The following is a 17,923-nucleotide window of genomic DNA, read 5'->3' on the forward strand; positions in this document are numbered from 1 at the left end:
GTCGTATCCTGTCCACGGAGGGCTGTGTCAGGCGTATTCATATGCGTGCTCCTTCGGAGAAAACGAGTGTGCAACTCCGTTTTACTCCAGTCGGGCTTCTGTCACTGCCCTCCCACATAGCATCTAGCATTCACGCCACACGTGCGCCGGCCCCGAACGGGCCCGGCATCGCCTGCGCCGCGCCGCGCCGCTCACGCGGCCGCTCTGCGCCATCGCGCAATCCACATTCCCGAACTCGCGAGCGCCATCATCAGGCCGAGCGCACACGCATCGGCGGCGAGCCCGACGCCGACCAGATGCGCCACGCGCGCGCCTTGCGACAGCGGATGCAGCAGCGAATCGAGCACCAGCGAGATCGCGGCCCCCGCGACGAAGCACGGCAGCCCGCGCTGGCCGATCGCGACGACCGGGCGCACGGCCCGCGCGATCCGCGCGATCCAGCCGTAACGCACGCAATCCGCCATCAGCCATGCGATCGCCGCGAAGTTCACGATGCGCGCGAATGCGAGGTCACGCTTGAGCTCGCCTTCCGGTAGCGGCAAGCCCGAGAACAGCTTGTAGCTCGCGCAGGCCAGCACGATTGCGCACGCGATGCCGGTCGCCGCGGCGCTCCAGCGGCCGAGCGCGATCCGCCGGTAGACGGGCTGGCAGCGCGCGAGCACGCCGGCGACGAACATCAGCTGCCACGCGAACGGGTTGAAGCTCCAGCGGAACGTGTCGGTATACAGCAGCTCGGGGCCGAGCCAGCCGGCGGCGAGCCACGACGCTGCGCTGAACGCGACGAGCAGCCACGGGTGGCGGTGCGCGAACGGCACGATCGCCAGCGCTGCCAGCGCGAACAGCACGTACATCGGCAGCACCGACGCGAGATACGGCTGGCGCTGGAACGTCAGCAGCTCGGCGAGGCCCGTGAGCGGTGAAGCGAGCATCACGCTGACGTCGTCGAGCGCGAGGTTCGGCGCATCGATCCCGTAATGGGCGAGCACCGCGGACACGACGAGCATCAGCGTAGACGTCGCGAGAAACGCGCGATAGATCTGCATTGCGCGGCGCATGAACCGCCGCTGCGCGGCGCGCGCGCCGTGCCGCTCGGCGATCGCGACATACGCGCTCGCGGTCGCGAAGCCGCCGAGGAACACGAACACTTCGGCTGCGTCGCACAGCGCGAACGCATGCAGCGTCACGCGCGACAGCATGCTCGTGCTGATGTGATCGACGACGATCATCAGCAGCACGATCCCGCGGAAGAAATCGACTTCGATCAGGCGGCCTCCACGGGGCGGCCGCAGCGCGGCGGACGGCATGTTCACGGACATGATCGCGCCCGCGAAATGCTGGCGCAGCATTCGCCGGGGATCGTCAGGAAAGGATGGCGCGCGCAGCCGGCGGCGATACACGTATGCCTGTATCGCGCCAACCCGGCTGGCCAGGCAGGGGGATGACCGTTCATCGGAAAGCTGCATACGGAGGAAAGACTGTCCGTTCAGTCTAATGGCCGATCAGGGCATACCCTAAGTAACAAAATGCAACGGAATCTTCTGTTCGATTACACGCGCGGGATCGGCAACGCATCGCGCGCGCAATGCGGGCGGCACGGTCAGTGCACGGTCAGGTTGCCGTCAGCATGCGAGCGATGCGCAATCGCGTCGCCGTCGTCGCAACGGCCCGCACGCTACGCGCGACGCGCAGGCAAACGCCGCATCAGCATCGCGCTGTGCCACGCGGTCAACGCGACCGCGACCCAGATCGGCCCATAGGTCGCGAGCTTCGCGACCGTGAGCGTCTCGCCGAGCAGCAGCAGCGACACCGCGACGAGCAGCACCGGCTCGACATAGCCGAGAATGCCGAACAGCGCCATCGGCAGCATCCGGCTCGCCTTCAGGTAGCTCGCGAGCGCGAGCGTGCTGAGCACGCCGAGCCCCGGCAGCAGCGCCGCCCACAGTGCGGGATGGTCCGCAACCTGCGTCGCGCTCGTCGCGACCATCGCGGCCGCGACCGGACACAGCAGCGCCATCTCGAGCGCGAACGCGGCCAGCGAATCGGCGTTGATCCGGCGGCGCAGCACGAAATACGGCGGATAGCCGAGCGCGACGACGAGCGTCGGCCACGCGAACGCGCGCGTCGCCCACACCTCGTGCGCGACGCCGAGCGCCGCGCAGGCGACTGCCGCCCATTGCAGCGGATCGAGCCGCTCGTGATAGTAGAAGCGGCCGACGAGCACCATCGTCAGCGGCAGCAGGAAATAGCCGAGCGACACTTCGAGCATCCGCCCGTGCAGCGGCGCCCACAGGAACAGCCACAGCTGCAGGCCGAGCATCGCGGCGCTCGCGGGCAGCGCGATCACGAGGCGCCAGTCGCGCACGGCCCGGGCGGCGAGCTCGACGAGCGCCGGCCAGCGGCCGCGCAGCGCGATCAGCGCGAACGCGCCCGGCACGGTCCACAGAACCCGCCACGCGAAAATGTCGAGCCCCGTGAGTGGCTGCAACAGCTTTGCATACGCGGACATCAGCGCGAACAGCGTCGACGCCGTCACCGACAGCACGACGCCGCGCCCGGCCTCCGGATACCCCGTCATCGCCCGCTCACTGCTGCTGGAAGCGTTCGTAGCGCTTGTCGGTCTGCCGCTCCTCGAACGTCACCTCGGTCACGCGCGCGGCAGGCGGCCCGTGCCGCAGCCACGCGAGCATCCTGTCGATCTGTGGCCCGGGGCCCTGGATCATTGCCTCGACGCTGCCGTCGTCGAGGTTCGCGACCCAGCCGCGCAGCTTCAGTGCATGCGCCTCGCGGACCGTCGCATGGCGGAAGCCGACGCCCTGCACGACGCCGCGCACCCGTACGTGGTAAGTCTCGATCCGTTCGTCCAGTTCGTCGCGGCTCATCGTCGTCGCCCTCCAGTTGCGTCCAAGCCCGGCATTGTAGTCGTGTGGCTGCACCATGTCAGTGCCGGCCCGGCGCCGCCGCCGCACGCTGTCGCCCGAACCGTCGCCGCGTGCTGCCCCCCCTGACCGTCGCCGCTCACGCCGACCACGTACAATCTCGCACGACGCACAACTGCCGCTGCGCTCGCGCGCGGCCATGAGGACTTGCATGACTGATACATCCCGCGATCTCGTTCTGGTTACCGGCGCGTCCGGTTTCGTCGGCTCGGCCGTCGCGCGCATCGCGCAGCAGAAGGGCTATGCGGTGCGCGTGCTCGTGCGCCCGACCAGCCCGCGCACGAACGTCGCGGACCTCGACGCCGAGATCGTCACCGGCGACATGCGCGACGAGGCGTCGATGCGTACCGCGCTGCGCGGCGTGCGCTACCTGCTGCACGTCGCCGCCGACTACCGTCTGTGGGCGCCGGACCCACTCGAGATCGAGCGCGCGAACCTCGAGGGCGCGCTCGCGACGATGCGCGCGGCGCGCGCCGAAGGCGTCGAGCGGATCGTCTACACGAGCAGCGTCGCGACGCTGAAGGTCACGAGCGCCGGCGACCCGTCCGACGAGAACCGGCCGCTCACACCCGAGCAGGCGATCGGCGTGTACAAGCGCAGCAAGGTGCTCGCCGAGCGCGCGGTCGAGCGGATGATCGCCGACGAAGGGCTGCCCGCGGTGATCGTCAATCCGTCGACACCGATCGGCCCGCGCGACGTGAAGCCGACGCCGACCGGCCGCATCATCGTCGAGGCCGCGCTCGGCAAGATTCCCGCGTTCGTCGATACGGGGCTGAACCTCGTGCATGTCGACGACGTCGCGAACGGCCACTTCCTCGCGCTCGAGCACGGCCGTATCGGCGAGCGCTACATCCTCGGCGGCGAGAACCTGCCGCTGCAGCAGATGCTCGCCGACATCGCGCAGATGACGGGCCGCAAGGCGCCGACGCTCGCGCTGCCGCGCTGGCCGCTCTACCCGCTCGCGGTTGGCGCCGAAGCGGTCGCGAAGCTGACGAAGAAGGAGCCGTTCGTCACCGTGGACGGGCTGCGGATGTCGAAGAACAAGATGTACTTCACGTCCGCGAAGGCCGAGCGCGAACTCGGCTACCGCGCGCGGCCGTACCGCGAAGGGCTGCGCGACGCGCTCGACTGGTTCCGCTCCGCCGGCTACCTGAAGTGATCCGACGTGCGCGGAGCCGCGCGCGCCGCGCGTCGCGCCTGCGCAATGCGCGCGCATTTCACGCGGCGCGCGCAACACCGCGCACAACACGTCAATCTCCCCTGATACTCAAGCCCGGCGCCGGCAAAAACGCATGCGCCGGCATTGTGCCTGCACTTTGTTACACGCACGTGCGGACCGGCATCGGCGCAGCGGGTAAAATCGCGGGTCTTACGTAGAGAAAGCACGCATGAACCTGAACGATCAGATCGATGCGCTCAATGGCGGCATCGATCAGCTCCTCCATGATCACCGCGCCGCCCAGCAGGCGGCGCGCAGCGCGGATGCCTTCGCGCGCGCGGCCGCGGCCGAAGCCGAAGCGGCCGCCCAACGACATGCCGCGGCCGAGACCGAAGCGCAGGCTGCCGCGCAGCGCCATGCACAAGCCGCCGCCGAGGCCGAAGCCGCGCTGCAGCGCCACACCGAAGCGAGCGCAGAAGCCGAAGCCGCCGCGCAGCGCCACAACGACGCAACCGTGCACGCCGAAGCCGCCGTGCAACGTCACGCGGAAGCAACCGCGCTGACCGAAGCCCTCGCGCAGCGCCATGCGGATGCCGAAGCCGCATCGCAACGCCACGCGGCCGCGATCGCCGAGGCCGAAGCCGCCGCACAGCGCCATGCCGACGCGACCGCGCAAGCCGAAGCCATCACGCGGCGCCACGCCGCTGCGATCGCCGAAGCCGAAGCCGCCGCGCAACGCCATGCCGAGGCCACAGCCCAGGCCGAAGCCATCGCGCAGCGCCATGCCGAAGCGATCGCGCAAGCGCAAGCCGCCGCGCAGCGTCACGAACAGGCGATCGCCGACGCCGAAGCGCTGGTCGAAGCCGTCGTCAAGGAAGCCGTCACGAAGCAAGCCGCCGCGGCGGAAACGGTCGACGCAGCCGAGGGCGTTGAAGCGGAAGCGGTGAATACGCAGGACACAGCCGAGACCGTCGAAGCGGAAGTGGTGAATACGCAGGACGCAGCCGAGACCGTCGAAGCAGAAGCGGTGAATGTGCAGGACGCAGCGGCAGCAGACACCGACGCGCCTGCGGACAAATCGACGCTGCATGTCGCGCGCCCGTCCCAGAACGAACTGACGCTGACCGTCAACGGCGAATCGATCACGCTGCATCCGGAGCAGTTGAGCCAGCTGATCGAGGAGCTCGCGCACGTGCGCGCGTCGATGCAGCTGGAGCAACCGGCGGGCATCCCGGCGGGCTGGCGGTTCGTGTCGACGAAGAATCCGATGATGGCCGTGCAGAAGCAGCCGAACGGCGACCGCTTGCTGGTCGCGCGCCACACCGGCTACGGCTGGGTGCCGTTCACGTTCTCGCCGGACGTAGTGGTTCAAATGTACATGATGCTCACCCAACGGTAAGCACGGGGCGTCGATCCTGCGGCTATCCGCAGGCTAGCCGGCCGAAGGATGGCCAGCAGGGGCGGCGGCCTGCCGCCCCTCGGTCTGCCGCCCCTGATTTGCATCGGGCCCGCCCGCTGAGCGCGCGGGCCCCTGCGCTCAGCGGTCCACCGGCGCCTGCACGCGGGCCTTCCACTGGCCGCCCTTGCCGCGCCAGTAGCGCCACGCGGACGCGAAAGTCGCACCGACGTAGAACGCCGCGATGAGCGGCAGCGCGGGCGCCCACCACGGCGAGCGCCGGTAGTAGCGCAGCATCGGCGCGTACGCGGTGCACATCGACGCCCATGCGAGCCATGCGGGCCACGCGCGTGCACCGTAGGCGAGCGCCGCGACGGGCGGCACGAGATAGATGATCGCCATCCCGAGCAGCGTGCCGGCCAGCAGCCACGGCGAATAGTGAAGCTGCGTGAACGCGGTGCGCGCGATCATGTTCCAGATGTCGCGCCAGCTGTCGTACGGACGCAGCGACACGCTGCGGTCGGCGAGATCGAGGCGGATCGGATGGCGGCCGCTGCCGCGATGCTTGATCTGCGCGGCGAGGCTGCAGTCGTCGATCAGCGCGTTGCGGATCGACTCGATGCCACCCGCCTCATCGAGCGCCGTGCGCTTCACGAGCATGCAGCCGCCCGCGGCGCCGGCCGTCTTGTTGCGCGGATCGTTGATCCACGAGAACGGGTAGAGCTTCGCGAAGAAGAACACGAACGCCGGGATCAGCGCCTTTTCCCAGAACGAATCGCAGCGCAGCCGCACCATCAGCGACACGAGATCGCGGCTTTCGGCCTGTGCGCGCGTAACGAGCTGGGCCACGGCGTCCGGCGGATGGCCGATGTCGGCATCGGTCAGCAGCAGGTAATCGGCCGGCAGGCCGAGCGTCTGCACGGCGGCGATGCCCTGCGACTGCGCCCAGACCTTGCCCGACCAGCCGGCCGGCAGCGGCTTCGCGCCCAGCACCGTCAGGCGGTCCGCGCGATTGATCGCGAGCGCCGCCGCGCGGGCCGCGTCGGCGGTGCCGTCGTCGCTGTGGTCGTCGACAATGATCAGATGAAAGTCGCCGGGGTAATCCTGCTCGAGCAGCGACGTCGCCGCGCGGGCAATCACGTCGGCTTCGTTGCGCGCCGGCACGACCGCGACGACGGCCGGCCAGCCGGCCTCGGCGGCGGCGCCGCGCGCGGCGGGCGGCAGCGGCCGCGCCGGCTGCGCGCGCCAGAAGCCGCCGCGCGCGGCGAGCAGGACGATCCAGATCAGCAGCGACAGACAGGACAGCAGGAATGCGATCGCGAGCATCATCGACGCACCTCCCGCAATGCGCCGCCGCGGCGAGCCGCGGCACGCACGGACACCACAATTGGGGTCGGGTTGAAAGCGCCGGAAACGGCGCCTGCGGCCGGCCGCGGGCGCGGTCCGGCAGGGCAATACTCGTAGGAATCGACGGTCATCGACAGGCCTTGAAATGTGCTCGACGTCGGGCTACCGGGGGGAAGCCCGCGAAACCGCGTAGTTTACTGGGTTCCGCGCGCGCGGGCGCCGACCCGGGCCGTCCCCCGATTGCAACATGGATGAAACGGCACCAGAGCAAGGAAGGGCCGATAGAGTTAAAATGCGCGATTAATTCGGGGTGCCGGGCCGTTCCTGCATTCATAACATTAGTCGGGACGATCGAAGCAGCTGGCTTGCCGGCTCCCTCGAACCCCGCGTCTGTCGTCGGAGTTCGCTTGCCTATGCGAGTCATCCTTGCCCAGCCTCGCGGTTTTTGTGCGGGGGTTGTCCGGGCGATCGAGATCGTCGATCGCTCGCTGCAACAGCACGGTGCGCCGGTTTATGTGCGCCATGAAATCGTTCATAACCGGCACGTCGTCGAAAATCTGCGTAATAAAGGGGCACGATTCGTTGAGGAACTCGACGAGGTGCCTCATGGCGCTGTCGCGATCTTCAGCGCGCACGGTGTCGCCCAGACGGTCGAGCTTGACGCGCAAGCGCGCGGGCTCGACGTGCTCGACGCCACCTGCCCGCTCGTCACGAAAGTGCACGTGCAGGGCCGCCAGTATGTCGCGGCGGGCCGCCGGCTGATCCTGATCGGCCATGCGGGCCATCCGGAAGTCGAAGGCACGATCGGCCAGATTCCGGGCGAGGTGATCCTCGTCCAGAGCGAAGCCGAGGTCGACACGCTGACGCTGCCGGTCGATACGCCGGTCGCGTACGTCACGCAGACGACGCTGTCGGTCGACGACACGCGTGGCATCATCGAGGCACTGCAGCGCCGTTTCACCGACATCGTCGGGCCGGACACGCGCGACATCTGCTACGCGACGCAGAACCGCCAGGCGGCGGTGCGCGAGCTGAGCGCGCAGGTGGACGTGCTGCTCGTGGTCGGTGCGACCAACAGCTCGAACTCGAACCGGCTGCGCGAGATCGGCACCGAAAGCGGCGTGCCGAGCTATCTCGTCGCCGACGGCTCGGAAGTGAAGGCCGAATGGTTCGCGAACGCGCAGACGGTGGGGCTCACCGCCGGCGCGTCGGCACCCGAAGAGATGGTCGAGGATGTAATTGGCGCGCTGCGCGCGCTGGGGCCCGTCGAAGTCACGACGATGGCGGGCCGTGAGGAAAAAGTCGAATTCAAGCTGCCGGCGAAGCTTACGCAAGCTGTCGCCCGCGAAGTTTAAGGAGGACATCTCTTGTCTATTCCGCTGCTCCAGCAAGTCCGCGTCGGCGCATACATCACGCGCCAACACCTGTCCGGCAACAAACGCTATCCGCTCGCGCTGATGCTCGAGCCGCTGTTCCGCTGCAACCTCGCTTGCAACGGCTGCGGCAAGATCGATTACCCGGATCCCATCCTGAACCAGCGCCTGTCGGTCCAGGAATGCCTGGAAGCCGTCGACGAGTGCGGCGCACCGATCGTGTCGATCGCCGGCGGCGAGCCGCTGCTCCACAAGGAGATGCCGGAGATCGTCAAGGGCATCATGAAGCGCAAGAAATTCGTGTACCTGTGCACGAACGCGCTGCTGATGGAAAAGAAGATGGACGACTACCAGCCGAGCCCGTACTTCGTCTGGTCGGTCCACCTCGACGGCGACGCGCAGATGCACGACCACTCGGTGTCGCAGGAAGGCGTGTACGACAAGGCGGTCGCGGCGATCAAGGAAGCGAAGCGCCGCGGCTTCCGCGTGAACATCAACTGCACGCTGTTCAACGACGCGATCCCCGAGCGCGTCGCGAAGTTCTTCGATACGTTGAAGCCGATCGGCGTCGACGGCATCACCGTGTCGCCGGGTTACGCCTACGAGCGCGCGCCGGACCAGCAGCACTTCCTGAACCGCGACAAGACGAAGAACCTGTTCCGCGAGATCCTGAAGCGCGGCGAAGGCGGCAAGCGCTGGTCGTTCAGCCAGTCGTCGCTGTTCCTCGACTTCCTGGCCGGCAACCAGACCTACAAGTGCACGCCGTGGGGCAACCCGGCGCGTACCGTGTTCGGCTGGCAAAAGCCGTGCTATCTGGTCGGCGAAGGTTACGTGAAGACCTTCAAGGAACTGATGGAAGACACGAACTGGGACAACTACGGCGTCGGCAACTACGAGAAGTGCGCGGACTGCATGGTCCACTGCGGCTTCGAAGCGACCGCCGTGATGGACACGATGGCGCATCCGCTGAAGGCGTTCGCCGTGAGCCGCAAGGGCATCAAGACCGACGGCGCGTTCGCACCGGATATTCCGATCGACAAGCAGCGCCCGGCCGAGTACGTGTTCTCGCGTCACGTCGAGATCAAGCTCGAAGAAATCCAGCGCGCCGGCAAGGGCAAGCTGCAGAAGCCGGCGAAGCCGGCCGCGGCGGCTTAAGCCACATCGCGCTGCGACGCGATGCGCACGGCGTCAGCGCCGCGCGCATCGACCCCGACCAGTCAGCCGCACGAAAGGGTGCAACGGAATCGTTCCGTCGCACCCTTTTTCTTTGCACGACACGTGTCATCCATCCATTCGAGCACTCCATGTCTGCCATCGACATCACCACGATAGAAAGCTGGCACGCGCACGTCTACTTCGACGCCGCCAGCCGCGACACGGCCTGGGCGTTTCGTCAGATCGTCGACGAACGGTTTGGCGCGAGCATCCAGCTCGGCCGTTTCCACGAGCGCCTGGTCGGGCCGCATCCGGCGTGGTCGTATCAGATCGCGTTCGATGCCGCGCACTTTTCCGACATCGTGCCGTGGCTCGTGCTGAACCACCGCGCACTCGATATCTTCCTGCATCCAAATACCGGCGACGCGCTGCGCGATCACCGCGATGCGGCCGTGTGGATCGGGAAATCGTATGCGCTGAATCTGGCGGCGCTGGCCGAGTGACGCGCGGTGCGTCGTCACCCGTTCCGGGCCGCGATTCGATCACGCGACATACATCGCAACGCTGACGAACTGACACAGGCTGCCCGCGAGAACGAACAGGTGCCAGATACCGTGGCCATGGCGGATGCGCTCGTCGTTGATGAAGAAGTAGATCCCTGCGCTGTAAATGACGCCGCCGGCCACGAGCCAGGCCGTCCCGACCGGCGGCAACGCATGTATCAGCGGACGGATCGCAACGAGCGCAAGCCATCCCATCAGCACATACAGCACCATCGAAACCACGCGGGTGCGCCGCCCGAGCGTGAGTTCCTGCGCGATGCCCAGCGCGGCGAGCCCCCAGCTCACGCCGAATAGCGACCAGCCCCACGGCCCGCGCAACGTAACGAGGGTGAATGGCGTGTAGCTGCCGGCAATCAGCAGGTAGATCGCCGAATGGTCGCATTTCTGCAGAAGCGCTTTCAGGCGCGGCCTGCGCACGCTGTGGTACAGCGTCGAGATCGCATAGAGCACGCAGAGCATCGCGCCGTAGACGCTGAAACTCACCACCTTGTAGGGGTCGCCCTCGAGCGCGCCCATCGTCACCAGTGTTGCCAGCCCCGCCACCGATAGCACCGCGCCGACGAGATGGGTAATGCTGTTGAAACGCTCACCGACATGCACGACGTCGTCCTCCTGCGCGAGTTCATCGGGGCCAATACGTCATATGATACCGGCTCGTGAACGATGCCGGGTTGCTGACAGATCAAGCCCGACACGCGGACGACACGCGGGCGACGAAGCGATGATCCGGAGGACCGCGCGTATCCCGATCCGGGCGAGCGCGCGGCGGGGGTCAGCGTCTGGATGGGATGCGACGGCGAACGAGCGCGCTGTGCAGATGCGCGCGGTGAACCGCGGAGGGCCTCTCGCTGGCCGTCAGCCCGCGTTGCCTGCAGGCGGTTCCCACTCGGCCACGAGTTTCAGCAGGCCGGGAAATCGCAAATCGAGATCTTCCGTGCGCACGCGGCTGCGCCGCTCGAGTCCGTATTGACGCTGGCGCAGCACGCCCGCATCGCGCAGCGCCTTGAAATGGTGGGTCAGCGACGATTTCGGGCGATCGAACCCGAACCAGCCGCATGGATGATCGTAAGCGTCGGATTCCAGCATCAGCTTTCGCACGATCGTCAGCCGCAACGGATCGGCCAGCGCGCCGAGAATGGTTTCGAGGCGAAGCTCGGCGACGCCCGGCTCCGGCAACGGATCGGGCAAATCCGCAGGCACCGGCACGATGCCGGCCTCACGTTCATGGTTGGCTCGTTTCATGTCCGCAAGCATATCACCCTGTACGAGTTTTCTCGAACTAAGATATAGTTCGAGAAAACTCGTACAAGGAGAGCGTTCATGTCCGACACCGCCGTTCCCCCATCACGACACACTGCCACGCGCGCCATGCCTCGCATGGCGCACGCCGCGTGGATGGTCACCGCCGTCTTCATGCTGTCCAACTCGCCGACGCCGCTTTACGTGTCCTGGCAGCGCGCACTCGGTTTCTCGTCCGGCACGCTGACCGTCATCTTCGCGCTCTACATCGCCGGCCTGCTGGGCACGCTGCTCGTCGCCGGCCAGCTTTCGGACCGTTACGGGCGCAAGCCGGTCCTGCTGCCCGGCCTCGTCGCGGCGCTGATCGCGTGTGCGTTGTTCGCGACCGCGTCGTCTGTCGCGATGCTCGCGATCGCCCGCCTGCTGACGGGCATCGCGGTCGGCGTGATCGTGTCGGCGGGCATGGCGTCGGTGATCGATCTCGCGGGTGCCGAGCGGCGCAAGGCCGCGCTGCTCGCGTCGGTGGCCATGGTGTTCGGTGCGGGACTCGGGCCGCTGCTCGCCGGCGTCGCCGCGCAAACCGCCGCGCAAACCGCCGCGCATCCGGTCGCCATCGTCTTCGGCAGCGAGTTCGTGATCCTGCTGAGCGCGTTGGCCGTCGCCCTGTGGCTACCGCGCAATCGGCCCGCGCAGGTGCGAAGCGATGCCCCGCCGCTGCGTCTGCCGTCGGTACCGGCGCACAACCGGCGCCACGTCGCCAGCGGCATCGCCGTGTTCGGGCCGGGCATCACCGCGACCTCCTTCGTGCTCGCGTTGGGCCCGTCGTTGCTGGCTCGCCTGCTGCACGTTCGCAGCCCGCTGCTCGCGGGCGGGATGGCCTGCGCGATGTTCCTCGCCGCCACCTGCGTCCAGTTCGTTGCGCGGCGCGGCTCGATCCGTACGACGTTCGTGGCCGGCACGGTCGCCACCATGCTGTCGATGGCGATGCTGTGCATCGCCGTGCATGCGTCGTCGGCCGCTGTCCTCGTCCTTGTCGCGGCGGCACTCCTCGCGGGCGCCGGTCAAGGCCTCGGACAGCTCGGCGGCCTGACGCTGATCGGCCTGCACGTACCGGACGCACGGCGTGCCGAGGCAAACGCCGTCATGAACATCGGCGGCTACCTCCCGGCGGGACTGATGCCCGTGATGACCGGGTACGCGATCGATCGTGTCGGCTTCACGGCAGGTGCGACCGGTTTTGCAGTCGCGTTGGCGACGATCGCGATCGCCGCGGGTGCGGCGGCTGTGCTTGCGCTGCGTCACGACAACGGCTGACGGTCAGGATGACTGACCGTGGCCACGCGTGAGCGCATGGTGCATGCGTTGCGCAAGTCCGCCGGTTTGCCGTCGACAAGAAAAAGGCGTCATGGCCTGCAAGCCATGACGCCTTTTTGCTTCGTTCGTGCCGCTTCACCCGCTCAACAGCACTTCCCCGCCCCCGACCCATACCGCGCGTTCTGACGTTCGCGGAAGAATTCCTCGTACGTCATCGGCTCGCGGTCGGGGTGCGTTTCGCGCATGTGCGCAACGTAGGTGTCGTAGTCGGGCAGGCCGACCATCAGCCGCAACGCCTGCCCCAGGTAGCGGCCCGCGCTGCGCAGATCACTGCCGACATCAGAAAACATCGCGGCCTCCCCTTAACGTCCGCTGCCGAGCGCTTGCGCGGCCGGCATCGACTCGTACGGCGTCTCGCGCACGGTCGGCTTCGCTTCGCGGCGCGCGCGCTGGATCGCGAGCACACCGTACACCGCGATGCTCACTACGACGAGAATGAACAGCCCGGCAAGCGCGGCGTCGATGTAGTCGTTGACGATGATCCGCTGCATCTGCGCGATCGACTTCGCCGGCGCGAGCACCTTGCCCTCGTCCACCGCGGCCTGCAGCTTCGCGGCGTGCGCGAGGAAGCTCACCTTCGGGTTCGAGTCGAACACCTTCTGCCAGCCGGCCGTCAACGTACAGATCAGCAGCCACACGGTCGGCACGAGCGTGACCCACGCGTAGCGCTCGCGCTTCATCTTGAACAGCACGACCGTGCCGAGCACCAGCGCGATCGCCGCAAGCATCTGGTTCGAGATGCCGAACAGCGGCCACAGCGTGTTGATGCCGCCGAGCGGGTCGACTACGCCCTGATACAGGAAGTAACCCCACGCCGCGACGCACAGCCCGGTCGCGACCAGGTTCGCCGGCAGCGACTCGGTGCGCTTGAGCGCCGGATGGAACGTGCCGAGCAGGTCCTGCAGCATGAAGCGGCCCGCGCGCGTGCCCGCATCGACAGCCGTCAGGATGAACAGCGCTTCGAACAGGATTGCGAAGTGATACCAGAACGCCATCATCGCTTCGCCGCCGATCACCTGGTGCAGGATCTGCGCCATGCCGACGGCCAGCGTCGGCGCGCCGCCCGCGCGCGCGATGATCGTCGTCTCGCCGACGGCCTTCGCGGTTTGCGTCAGCATGTCCGGCGTCAGCATGAAGCCCCATTGCGAGACGGTGTTCGCGACCGCTTCCGGTGTCGAGCCGAGCACGGCGGCCGGCGCGTTCATCGCGAAGTAGATGCCCGGTTCGATCACGCACGCGGCGACGAGCGCCATGATCGCAACGAACGATTCCATCAGCATCGCGCCGTAGCCGATGAAGCGCGCGTTGGTTTCATTGTCGAGCAGCTTCGGCGTCGTGCCCGACGAGATCAGCGCGTGGAAGCCCGACACCGCGCCGCACGCGATCGTGATGAACAGGAACGGGAACAGGTTGCCCGACCACACGGGGCCCGTGCCGTCGACGAACTTCGTCAGCGCGGGCATCTTCAGTTCCGGCGCGACGATCAGGATGCCGATCGCGAGGCCGACGATCGTGCCGATCTTCAGGAACGTCGACAGGTAGTCGCGCGGTGCGAGCAGCAGCCACACCGGCAGCACCGATGCGACGAAGCCGTAGCCGATCAGGATCCACGTGAGCTGCGTGCCGTTGAACGTGAACCACGCGGCGAGCGTCGGCGAATCGTGCACGGTCTGGCCGAACGCGATCGACGCCATCAGCCCGACGAAGCCGATGATCGACACTTCGCCGATGCGGCCCGGACGGATGTAGCGCGTATAGACGCCCATGAACAGCGCGATCGGAATCGTCGCGGCGACGGTGAACGTGCCCCACGGCGAGTTGGTCAGCGCCTTCACGACGATCAGCGCGAGCACCGCGAGGATGATCACCATGATCAGGAACGCGCCGAACAGCGCGATCACGCCCGGCACGGTGCCGAGCTCCATCTTGACGAGATCGCCAAGCGAGCGGCCGTCGCGGCGCGTCGAGATGAACAGCACGATGAAGTCCTGCACCGCGCCCGCGAACACGACGCCCGCGAGAATCCACAGCATGCCGGGCGTGTAGCCCATCTGCGCGGCGAGCACCGGGCCGACGAGCGGGCCTGCGCCGGCGATCGCGGCGAAGTGATGGCCGAACAGCACGTACTTGTTGGTCGGCACGTAGTCGAGGCCGTCGTTGTGCCGGACGGCCGGCGTCATCCGCAGCCCGTCGAGCTGCACGACCTTGCTGGCGATGAAGCGGCTGTAGAAGCGATACGCGATCAGATACACGCAGACTGCGGCGATCACGATCCAGAGGGCGCTGACCCGCTCGCCGTGCGCGAGCGCGATGGTGCCGAACGCGAACGCGCCCAATAGCGCGACCGCAATCCAGATCAGGGTGCTGGAAGCCCGATTCATGGTGTCTCCTTTGGTTATCGATATCGCGCGGCCAGGCTGCCGCGCGCTCGTTTGTCGGTATTGCACGTGATACCGGCCTCGCAAAGGCCGGCATGATGGGCTACGTAGTATTCGCGTTCGGGGGACGGCTTACAAGCGGATAACTACGTATGCGACGCTACGTAGAATTACGTAGGTTGACTATCGGGAACGCAACCGGTCGCAGCGCAACGCAGTTCCGCGGAATAAAACCTAGAATGGAACGAAGCGCCGGTCGTCTTGTACAACCGGCCGGGCGCTTCTCCTTCCCTCGGAAGCAGCCGCCATGAACCTTCACGATGCGCGCGTCACCCGCCCTGCGCTGGGCGCCTTTTGCGTGGCTTCGCTGGCGGCGCTGTCCTCGTGCGGCGGCGACGCGTGCTTCGGTTTCAACGACGGATGCTTCAACGGAAACGGCAACGGCACGCAGTCCCTCACCGTCTCCGGCACGGCCGCCACCGGCCCGGCGCTGGCCAGCGCGACGGTCACCGCCCTCTGCGCGCAGGGTTCGGGCTCCGCGCTGTCGGACGGCGGAGGGAACTACAGCATGACGTTCAATGCGACGCTCCCGTGCGTGCTCACCGTGACGTCCGGCGGCAACACCCTGCATTCGCTCGCGTTCGCCGGCGGCACCTTCAATACGACGCCCGAAACCGAGCTGATGGTCGTCTACCTCGCGTCGCAGCTCGGCACGACTACGGGCGGCCTGATCGCCAACCTGCCGAACAGCACGCATGTGCAGCAGGTGCTGGAAAACCAGTCCGACGTGCAGGCCGCGCAGGCGGCGGTCGTCGCGAATCTCCAGCAGCACTATGCGCTCACGCTGACGACGCAAGCATTCCTGACGACACCGTTCGTGGTCGGCCAGCCCGGCGTCGACAGCGACCTCGTCGCGCTGGCGAAGGCAGGGGCGATCGACGCCAACGGCATGCCCGACCCGGCCGCCGTGTCGCTGTTGTCGCAGGCTGGCGCCGCTCATCCGCTATGAGCGACGACGTGATGTTCCATATGGCCGCACTGCGGCATTCGTCGCACGAAACATGACGGAAGCGGCGCACGGCGCGCCCGGACGACAGCCGTCATCCGCGGATCGGGTTCAGTGCTTGTCGTCGAGCTGCTTCGGCTTCGGCGGCGACGGCACCTTCGCGTACTGGAACGCCGGCGTCGCCTTCAGCGCTTCCTTCGTCGCGCCCGGCAGGTAGATGTTGCCGTTGCGCACGTCGAGCGACGCGATCGGCACCGCGACGTCGTGCGCGGCAACCCCGAGGAAGCCGCCGGCCGACACGATTGCCGCCGAGATCGAGCCATCCGGCGCGACGATCAGGTCGCGGATCGTGCCGACCTTCTGGTTGTCGTCGTTGTACACGCGCTTGCCGAGCACGCTCTTCTTCACGCTCCAGCCCTCGAGCAACACTTCCGATTGCTGGACGGTGACGCTGAGCTGCTGGGCGCCCGCGACCTGCGCATGCGCGCTGACGCTCGACGCGAGAACGGCGGCGACGACGACAGTCTTGTAGAAAGCCATGGTGATGACACTCCGGTTTGGTTGTCGTTGGTTCCGGGAGCGAAGCGGCGCAGGCGCCGTGGCGGATCGGTGAGCGCCGCACTTCGTCGATGGCGCGGCGGCCGGCACACGCCGCCGCTGCGTGTGCGCCCGGCCGGCTCGCATGGCCGCATCGCGTGGCGCAACACGGTTGTCATCTTAGCGACATTCGCCGCGTGCCGCCTTCAAATCCGATGCCGCTGCGGTTTGTCGAGCCGAATCAGGATCATCATCGGTGTCGACAGGCCGCAACGGCACCGTGCGGGTTGCGCGGGTGACATCACGCGTTGCGCGAATACACGCGCCGATGCCGCACCGCCTCGGCGAGCACGTCAAGCACGGGTTCGGTCTGCGTCCAGCTCAGGCATGCGTCGGTGATCGACACGCCGTACTTCAGCGGCACGCCCGGCTTCAGGTCCTGACGCCCGGCCTCGAGATGGCTCTCGACCATCACGCCGACGATCCGGTGCTCGCCCTGCGACAGTTGCCGCGCGAGATCCTGCGCGACGTCGATCTGGCGCTCGTGCGATTTGTTCGAGTTCGCGTGCGAGCAATCGACCATCACCTGCTCGCGCAAGCCCGCCGCGCGCAGCACCGCGCAGCTCGCCTCGACGTGCGCGCCGTCGTAGTTCGGGCCGCTCTTGCCGCCGCGCAGGATCACGTGCGCGTCGTCGTTGCCGCGCGTCTCGAAGATCGCGGCCATGCCCATCTTCGTCATTCCCATGAACGCATGGCTCGCGCGCGCGGCGACGATCGCGTCCGACGCGACCTGCACGCCGCCGTCCGTGCCGTTCTTGAAGCCGATCGGGCAGCTCAGCCCCGACGCGAGCTGCCGGTGGCTCTGGCTTTCGGTCGTGCGCGCACCGATCGCCCCCCACGCGATCAGGTCCGCGATGTACTGCGGGCTCAGCAGGTCGAGGAACTCGGTCGCGGCCGGCAGGCCGAGCGCGTTGACGTCGAGCAGCAACTGGCGCGCGGCGCGCAACCCTTCGTTGATGCGGAAGCTGCCGTCGAGCCGCGGGTCGTTGATGTAGCCCTTCCAGCCGACCGTCGTGCGCGGTTTCTCGAAGTACACGCGCATCGTGATCAGCAGATCGTCCTTCAGCGCGTCGGCGGCGACTTTCAGGCGGCGCGCGTAGTCGAGCGCCTGGTCGTGGTCATGGATCGAGCACGGGCCGACGACGAGCAACAGCCGGTCGTCGCGGCCATGCAGGATGTCGCCGATCGCCTTGCGGGTGTCCTCGACGAGCGTCTGCGTGGCGGCCGGCACCGGCAGTTCGTCCTGCAGCAGCGCCGGCGAAATCAGCGGACGGACGGCGCCGATCCGGACGTCGTCAATGCGCGTGGTGTCCTGCGTCGCGTCGGCTACGCCTACCTCGCGATCGTGCGAAGGATTGTCGAGGTTTTTCATGGTGATCTCCGGGGTCGTCTGGAATGAC

At 67.4% G+C, this 17,923-nt stretch carries 17 protein-coding genes; 7 read left to right on the top strand and 10 right to left on the bottom strand.

Annotated elements, in window-relative coordinates; translation table 11 throughout:
• Window positions 1–191 precede the first annotated feature (191 nt).
• The 3 genes from DID96_RS20955 to DID96_RS20965 form a co-directional block, all read right to left on the bottom strand.
• Window positions 192–1,316 carry an OpgC domain-containing protein gene (locus DID96_RS20955; protein WP_124601275.1) on the bottom strand — a complete coding sequence of 375 codons (1,125 nt, stop codon included), beginning with the start codon at window positions 1,314–1,316 and terminating at the stop codon, window positions 192–194.
• 356 nt (window positions 1,317–1,672) lie between these two features.
• The gene (gene rarD, locus DID96_RS20960; RefSeq protein ID WP_124601180.1) at window positions 1,673–2,575 is read right to left on the bottom strand and encodes an EamA family transporter RarD; all 903 of its coding nucleotides are present in this window, start codon (window positions 2,573–2,575) and stop codon (window positions 1,673–1,675) included.
• 7 nt (window positions 2,576–2,582) lie between these two features.
• Window positions 2,583–2,879 carry an acylphosphatase gene (locus tag DID96_RS20965; protein ID WP_124601181.1) on the bottom strand — a complete coding sequence of 99 codons (297 nt, stop codon included), beginning with the start codon at window positions 2,877–2,879 and terminating at the stop codon, window positions 2,583–2,585.
• A gap of 208 nt (window positions 2,880–3,087) precedes the next feature.
• Here DID96_RS20965 and hpnA point away from each other — a divergent pair, with 208 nt between their 5' ends.
• Window positions 3,088–4,095 (top strand): hopanoid-associated sugar epimerase, encoded by a 1,008-nt coding sequence (hpnA, locus tag DID96_RS20970; RefSeq protein ID WP_124601182.1) that lies wholly within the window; start codon window positions 3,088–3,090, stop codon window positions 4,093–4,095.
• Between the two features lie 229 nt (window positions 4,096–4,324).
• Window positions 4,325–5,494, top strand: coding sequence for a phage tail protein (locus DID96_RS20975; RefSeq protein ID WP_124601183.1), 1,170 nt, complete (start codon window positions 4,325–4,327; stop codon window positions 5,492–5,494).
• A gap of 138 nt (window positions 5,495–5,632) precedes the next feature.
• Here the strand turns inward: DID96_RS20975 and DID96_RS20980 are convergent, their stop codons facing one another.
• Window positions 5,633–6,820, bottom strand: a complete 1,188-nt coding sequence (locus tag DID96_RS20980; protein WP_124601184.1) for a glycosyltransferase — start codon at window positions 6,818–6,820, stop codon at window positions 5,633–5,635.
• 431 nt (window positions 6,821–7,251) lie between these two features.
• Here DID96_RS20980 and ispH point away from each other — a divergent pair, with 431 nt between their 5' ends.
• The 3 genes from ispH (at window position 7,252) to DID96_RS21000 (ending at window position 9,869) form a co-directional block, all read left to right on the top strand.
• On the top strand, window positions 7,252–8,193 hold the full coding sequence (gene ispH, locus DID96_RS20990; RefSeq protein WP_124601185.1) for a 4-hydroxy-3-methylbut-2-enyl diphosphate reductase: 942 nt from the start codon (window positions 7,252–7,254) through the stop codon (window positions 8,191–8,193).
• Between the two features lie 12 nt (window positions 8,194–8,205).
• Window positions 8,206–9,366 (top strand): adenosyl-hopene transferase HpnH, encoded by a 1,161-nt coding sequence (hpnH, locus tag DID96_RS20995; RefSeq protein ID WP_124601186.1) that lies wholly within the window; start codon window positions 8,206–8,208, stop codon window positions 9,364–9,366.
• A gap of 149 nt (window positions 9,367–9,515) precedes the next feature.
• Entirely contained in the window at window positions 9,516–9,869 is a 354-nt protein-coding gene (locus DID96_RS21000) for a DOPA 4,5-dioxygenase family protein (RefSeq protein WP_124601187.1), read from the top strand.
• Window positions 9,870–9,908: 39 nt separating this feature from the next.
• Here DID96_RS21000 and trhA read toward each other — a convergent pair whose 3' ends face one another.
• Window positions 9,909–10,529, bottom strand: a complete 621-nt coding sequence (gene trhA, locus DID96_RS21005; RefSeq protein ID WP_124601188.1) for a PAQR family membrane homeostasis protein TrhA — start codon at window positions 10,527–10,529, stop codon at window positions 9,909–9,911.
• A gap of 255 nt (window positions 10,530–10,784) precedes the next feature.
• Entirely contained in the window at window positions 10,785–11,171 is a 387-nt protein-coding gene (locus DID96_RS21010) for a helix-turn-helix transcriptional regulator (protein ID WP_124601189.1), read from the bottom strand.
• Window positions 11,172–11,249: 78 nt separating this feature from the next.
• Between DID96_RS21010 and DID96_RS21015 the strand changes: the two genes are divergently transcribed.
• A complete protein-coding gene (locus DID96_RS21015) occupies window positions 11,250–12,482 on the top strand; it encodes an MFS transporter (protein ID WP_221624594.1) in 1,233 nt (410 codons plus the stop codon).
• A 143-nt stretch (window positions 12,483–12,625) separates the two neighbouring features.
• On the opposite strand, the gene DID96_RS21020 is transcribed toward DID96_RS21015, so the two are convergent.
• Entirely contained in the window at window positions 12,626–12,832 is a 207-nt protein-coding gene (locus DID96_RS21020; protein WP_124601190.1) for a YbdD/YjiX family protein, read from the bottom strand.
• A gap of 12 nt (window positions 12,833–12,844) precedes the next feature.
• Complete coding sequence (locus DID96_RS21025; RefSeq protein ID WP_124601191.1) at window positions 12,845–14,923, bottom strand: carbon starvation CstA family protein; 2,079 nt, start codon at window positions 14,921–14,923, stop codon at window positions 12,845–12,847.
• Between the two features lie 304 nt (window positions 14,924–15,227).
• Between DID96_RS21025 and DID96_RS21030 the strand changes: the two genes are divergently transcribed.
• The gene (locus DID96_RS21030) at window positions 15,228–15,929 is read left to right on the top strand and encodes a hypothetical protein (protein WP_124601192.1); all 702 of its coding nucleotides are present in this window, start codon (window positions 15,228–15,230) and stop codon (window positions 15,927–15,929) included.
• A 108-nt stretch (window positions 15,930–16,037) separates the two neighbouring features.
• Here the strand turns inward: DID96_RS21030 and DID96_RS21035 are convergent, their stop codons facing one another.
• Together DID96_RS21035 and DID96_RS21040 are read right to left on the bottom strand one after the other, a co-directional pair.
• A complete protein-coding gene (locus DID96_RS21035) occupies window positions 16,038–16,466 on the bottom strand; it encodes a PRC-barrel domain-containing protein (protein WP_124601193.1) in 429 nt (142 codons plus the stop codon).
• A gap of 298 nt (window positions 16,467–16,764) precedes the next feature.
• Complete coding sequence (locus DID96_RS21040) at window positions 16,765–17,895, bottom strand: 3-deoxy-7-phosphoheptulonate synthase (protein ID WP_124601194.1); 1,131 nt, start codon at window positions 17,893–17,895, stop codon at window positions 16,765–16,767.
• Window positions 17,896–17,923: the final 28 nt, after the last annotated feature.

This window comes from Burkholderia sp. Bp8963, assembly GCF_003854275.1.
In the GTDB taxonomy this organism is placed as follows: Bacteria; Pseudomonadota; Gammaproteobacteria; order Burkholderiales; family Burkholderiaceae; genus Burkholderia.

What these genes read in the sequence shown, in the direction of transcription:
- DID96_RS20965 (WP_124601181.1), bottom strand. Translation starts at nt 2,879, where the DNA reads ATGAGCCGCGACGAACTGGACGAACGGATCGAGACTTACCACGTACGG.
- DID96_RS21030 (WP_124601192.1), top strand. Translation starts at nt 15,228, where the DNA reads ATGAACCTTCACGATGCGCGCGTCACCCGCCCTGCGCTGGGCGCCTTT.
- hpnA (WP_124601182.1), top strand. Translation starts at nt 3,088, where the DNA reads ATGACTGATACATCCCGCGATCTCGTTCTGGTTACCGGCGCGTCCGGT.
- DID96_RS21010 (WP_124601189.1), bottom strand. Translation starts at nt 11,171, where the DNA reads ATGAAACGAGCCAACCATGAACGTGAGGCCGGCATCGTGCCGGTGCCT.
- DID96_RS21025 (WP_124601191.1), bottom strand. Translation starts at nt 14,923, where the DNA reads ATGAATCGGGCTTCCAGCACCCTGATCTGGATTGCGGTCGCGCTATTG.
- rarD (WP_124601180.1), bottom strand. Translation starts at nt 2,575, where the DNA reads ATGACGGGGTATCCGGAGGCCGGGCGCGGCGTCGTGCTGTCGGTGACG.
- DID96_RS20975 (WP_124601183.1), top strand. Translation starts at nt 4,325, where the DNA reads ATGAACCTGAACGATCAGATCGATGCGCTCAATGGCGGCATCGATCAG.
- DID96_RS20955 (WP_124601275.1), bottom strand. Translation starts at nt 1,316, where the DNA reads ATGTCCGTGAACATGCCGTCCGCCGCGCTGCGGCCGCCCCGTGGAGGC.
- DID96_RS21040 (WP_124601194.1), bottom strand. Translation starts at nt 17,895, where the DNA reads ATGAAAAACCTCGACAATCCTTCGCACGATCGCGAGGTAGGCGTAGCC.
- ispH (WP_124601185.1), top strand. Translation starts at nt 7,252, where the DNA reads ATGCGAGTCATCCTTGCCCAGCCTCGCGGTTTTTGTGCGGGGGTTGTC.
- DID96_RS21015 (WP_221624594.1), top strand. Translation starts at nt 11,250, where the DNA reads ATGTCCGACACCGCCGTTCCCCCATCACGACACACTGCCACGCGCGCC.
- DID96_RS20980 (WP_124601184.1), bottom strand. Translation starts at nt 6,820, where the DNA reads ATGATGCTCGCGATCGCATTCCTGCTGTCCTGTCTGTCGCTGCTGATC.
- DID96_RS21035 (WP_124601193.1), bottom strand. Translation starts at nt 16,466, where the DNA reads ATGGCTTTCTACAAGACTGTCGTCGTCGCCGCCGTTCTCGCGTCGAGC.
- DID96_RS21020 (WP_124601190.1), bottom strand. Translation starts at nt 12,832, where the DNA reads ATGTTTTCTGATGTCGGCAGTGATCTGCGCAGCGCGGGCCGCTACCTG.
- DID96_RS21000 (WP_124601187.1), top strand. Translation starts at nt 9,516, where the DNA reads ATGTCTGCCATCGACATCACCACGATAGAAAGCTGGCACGCGCACGTC.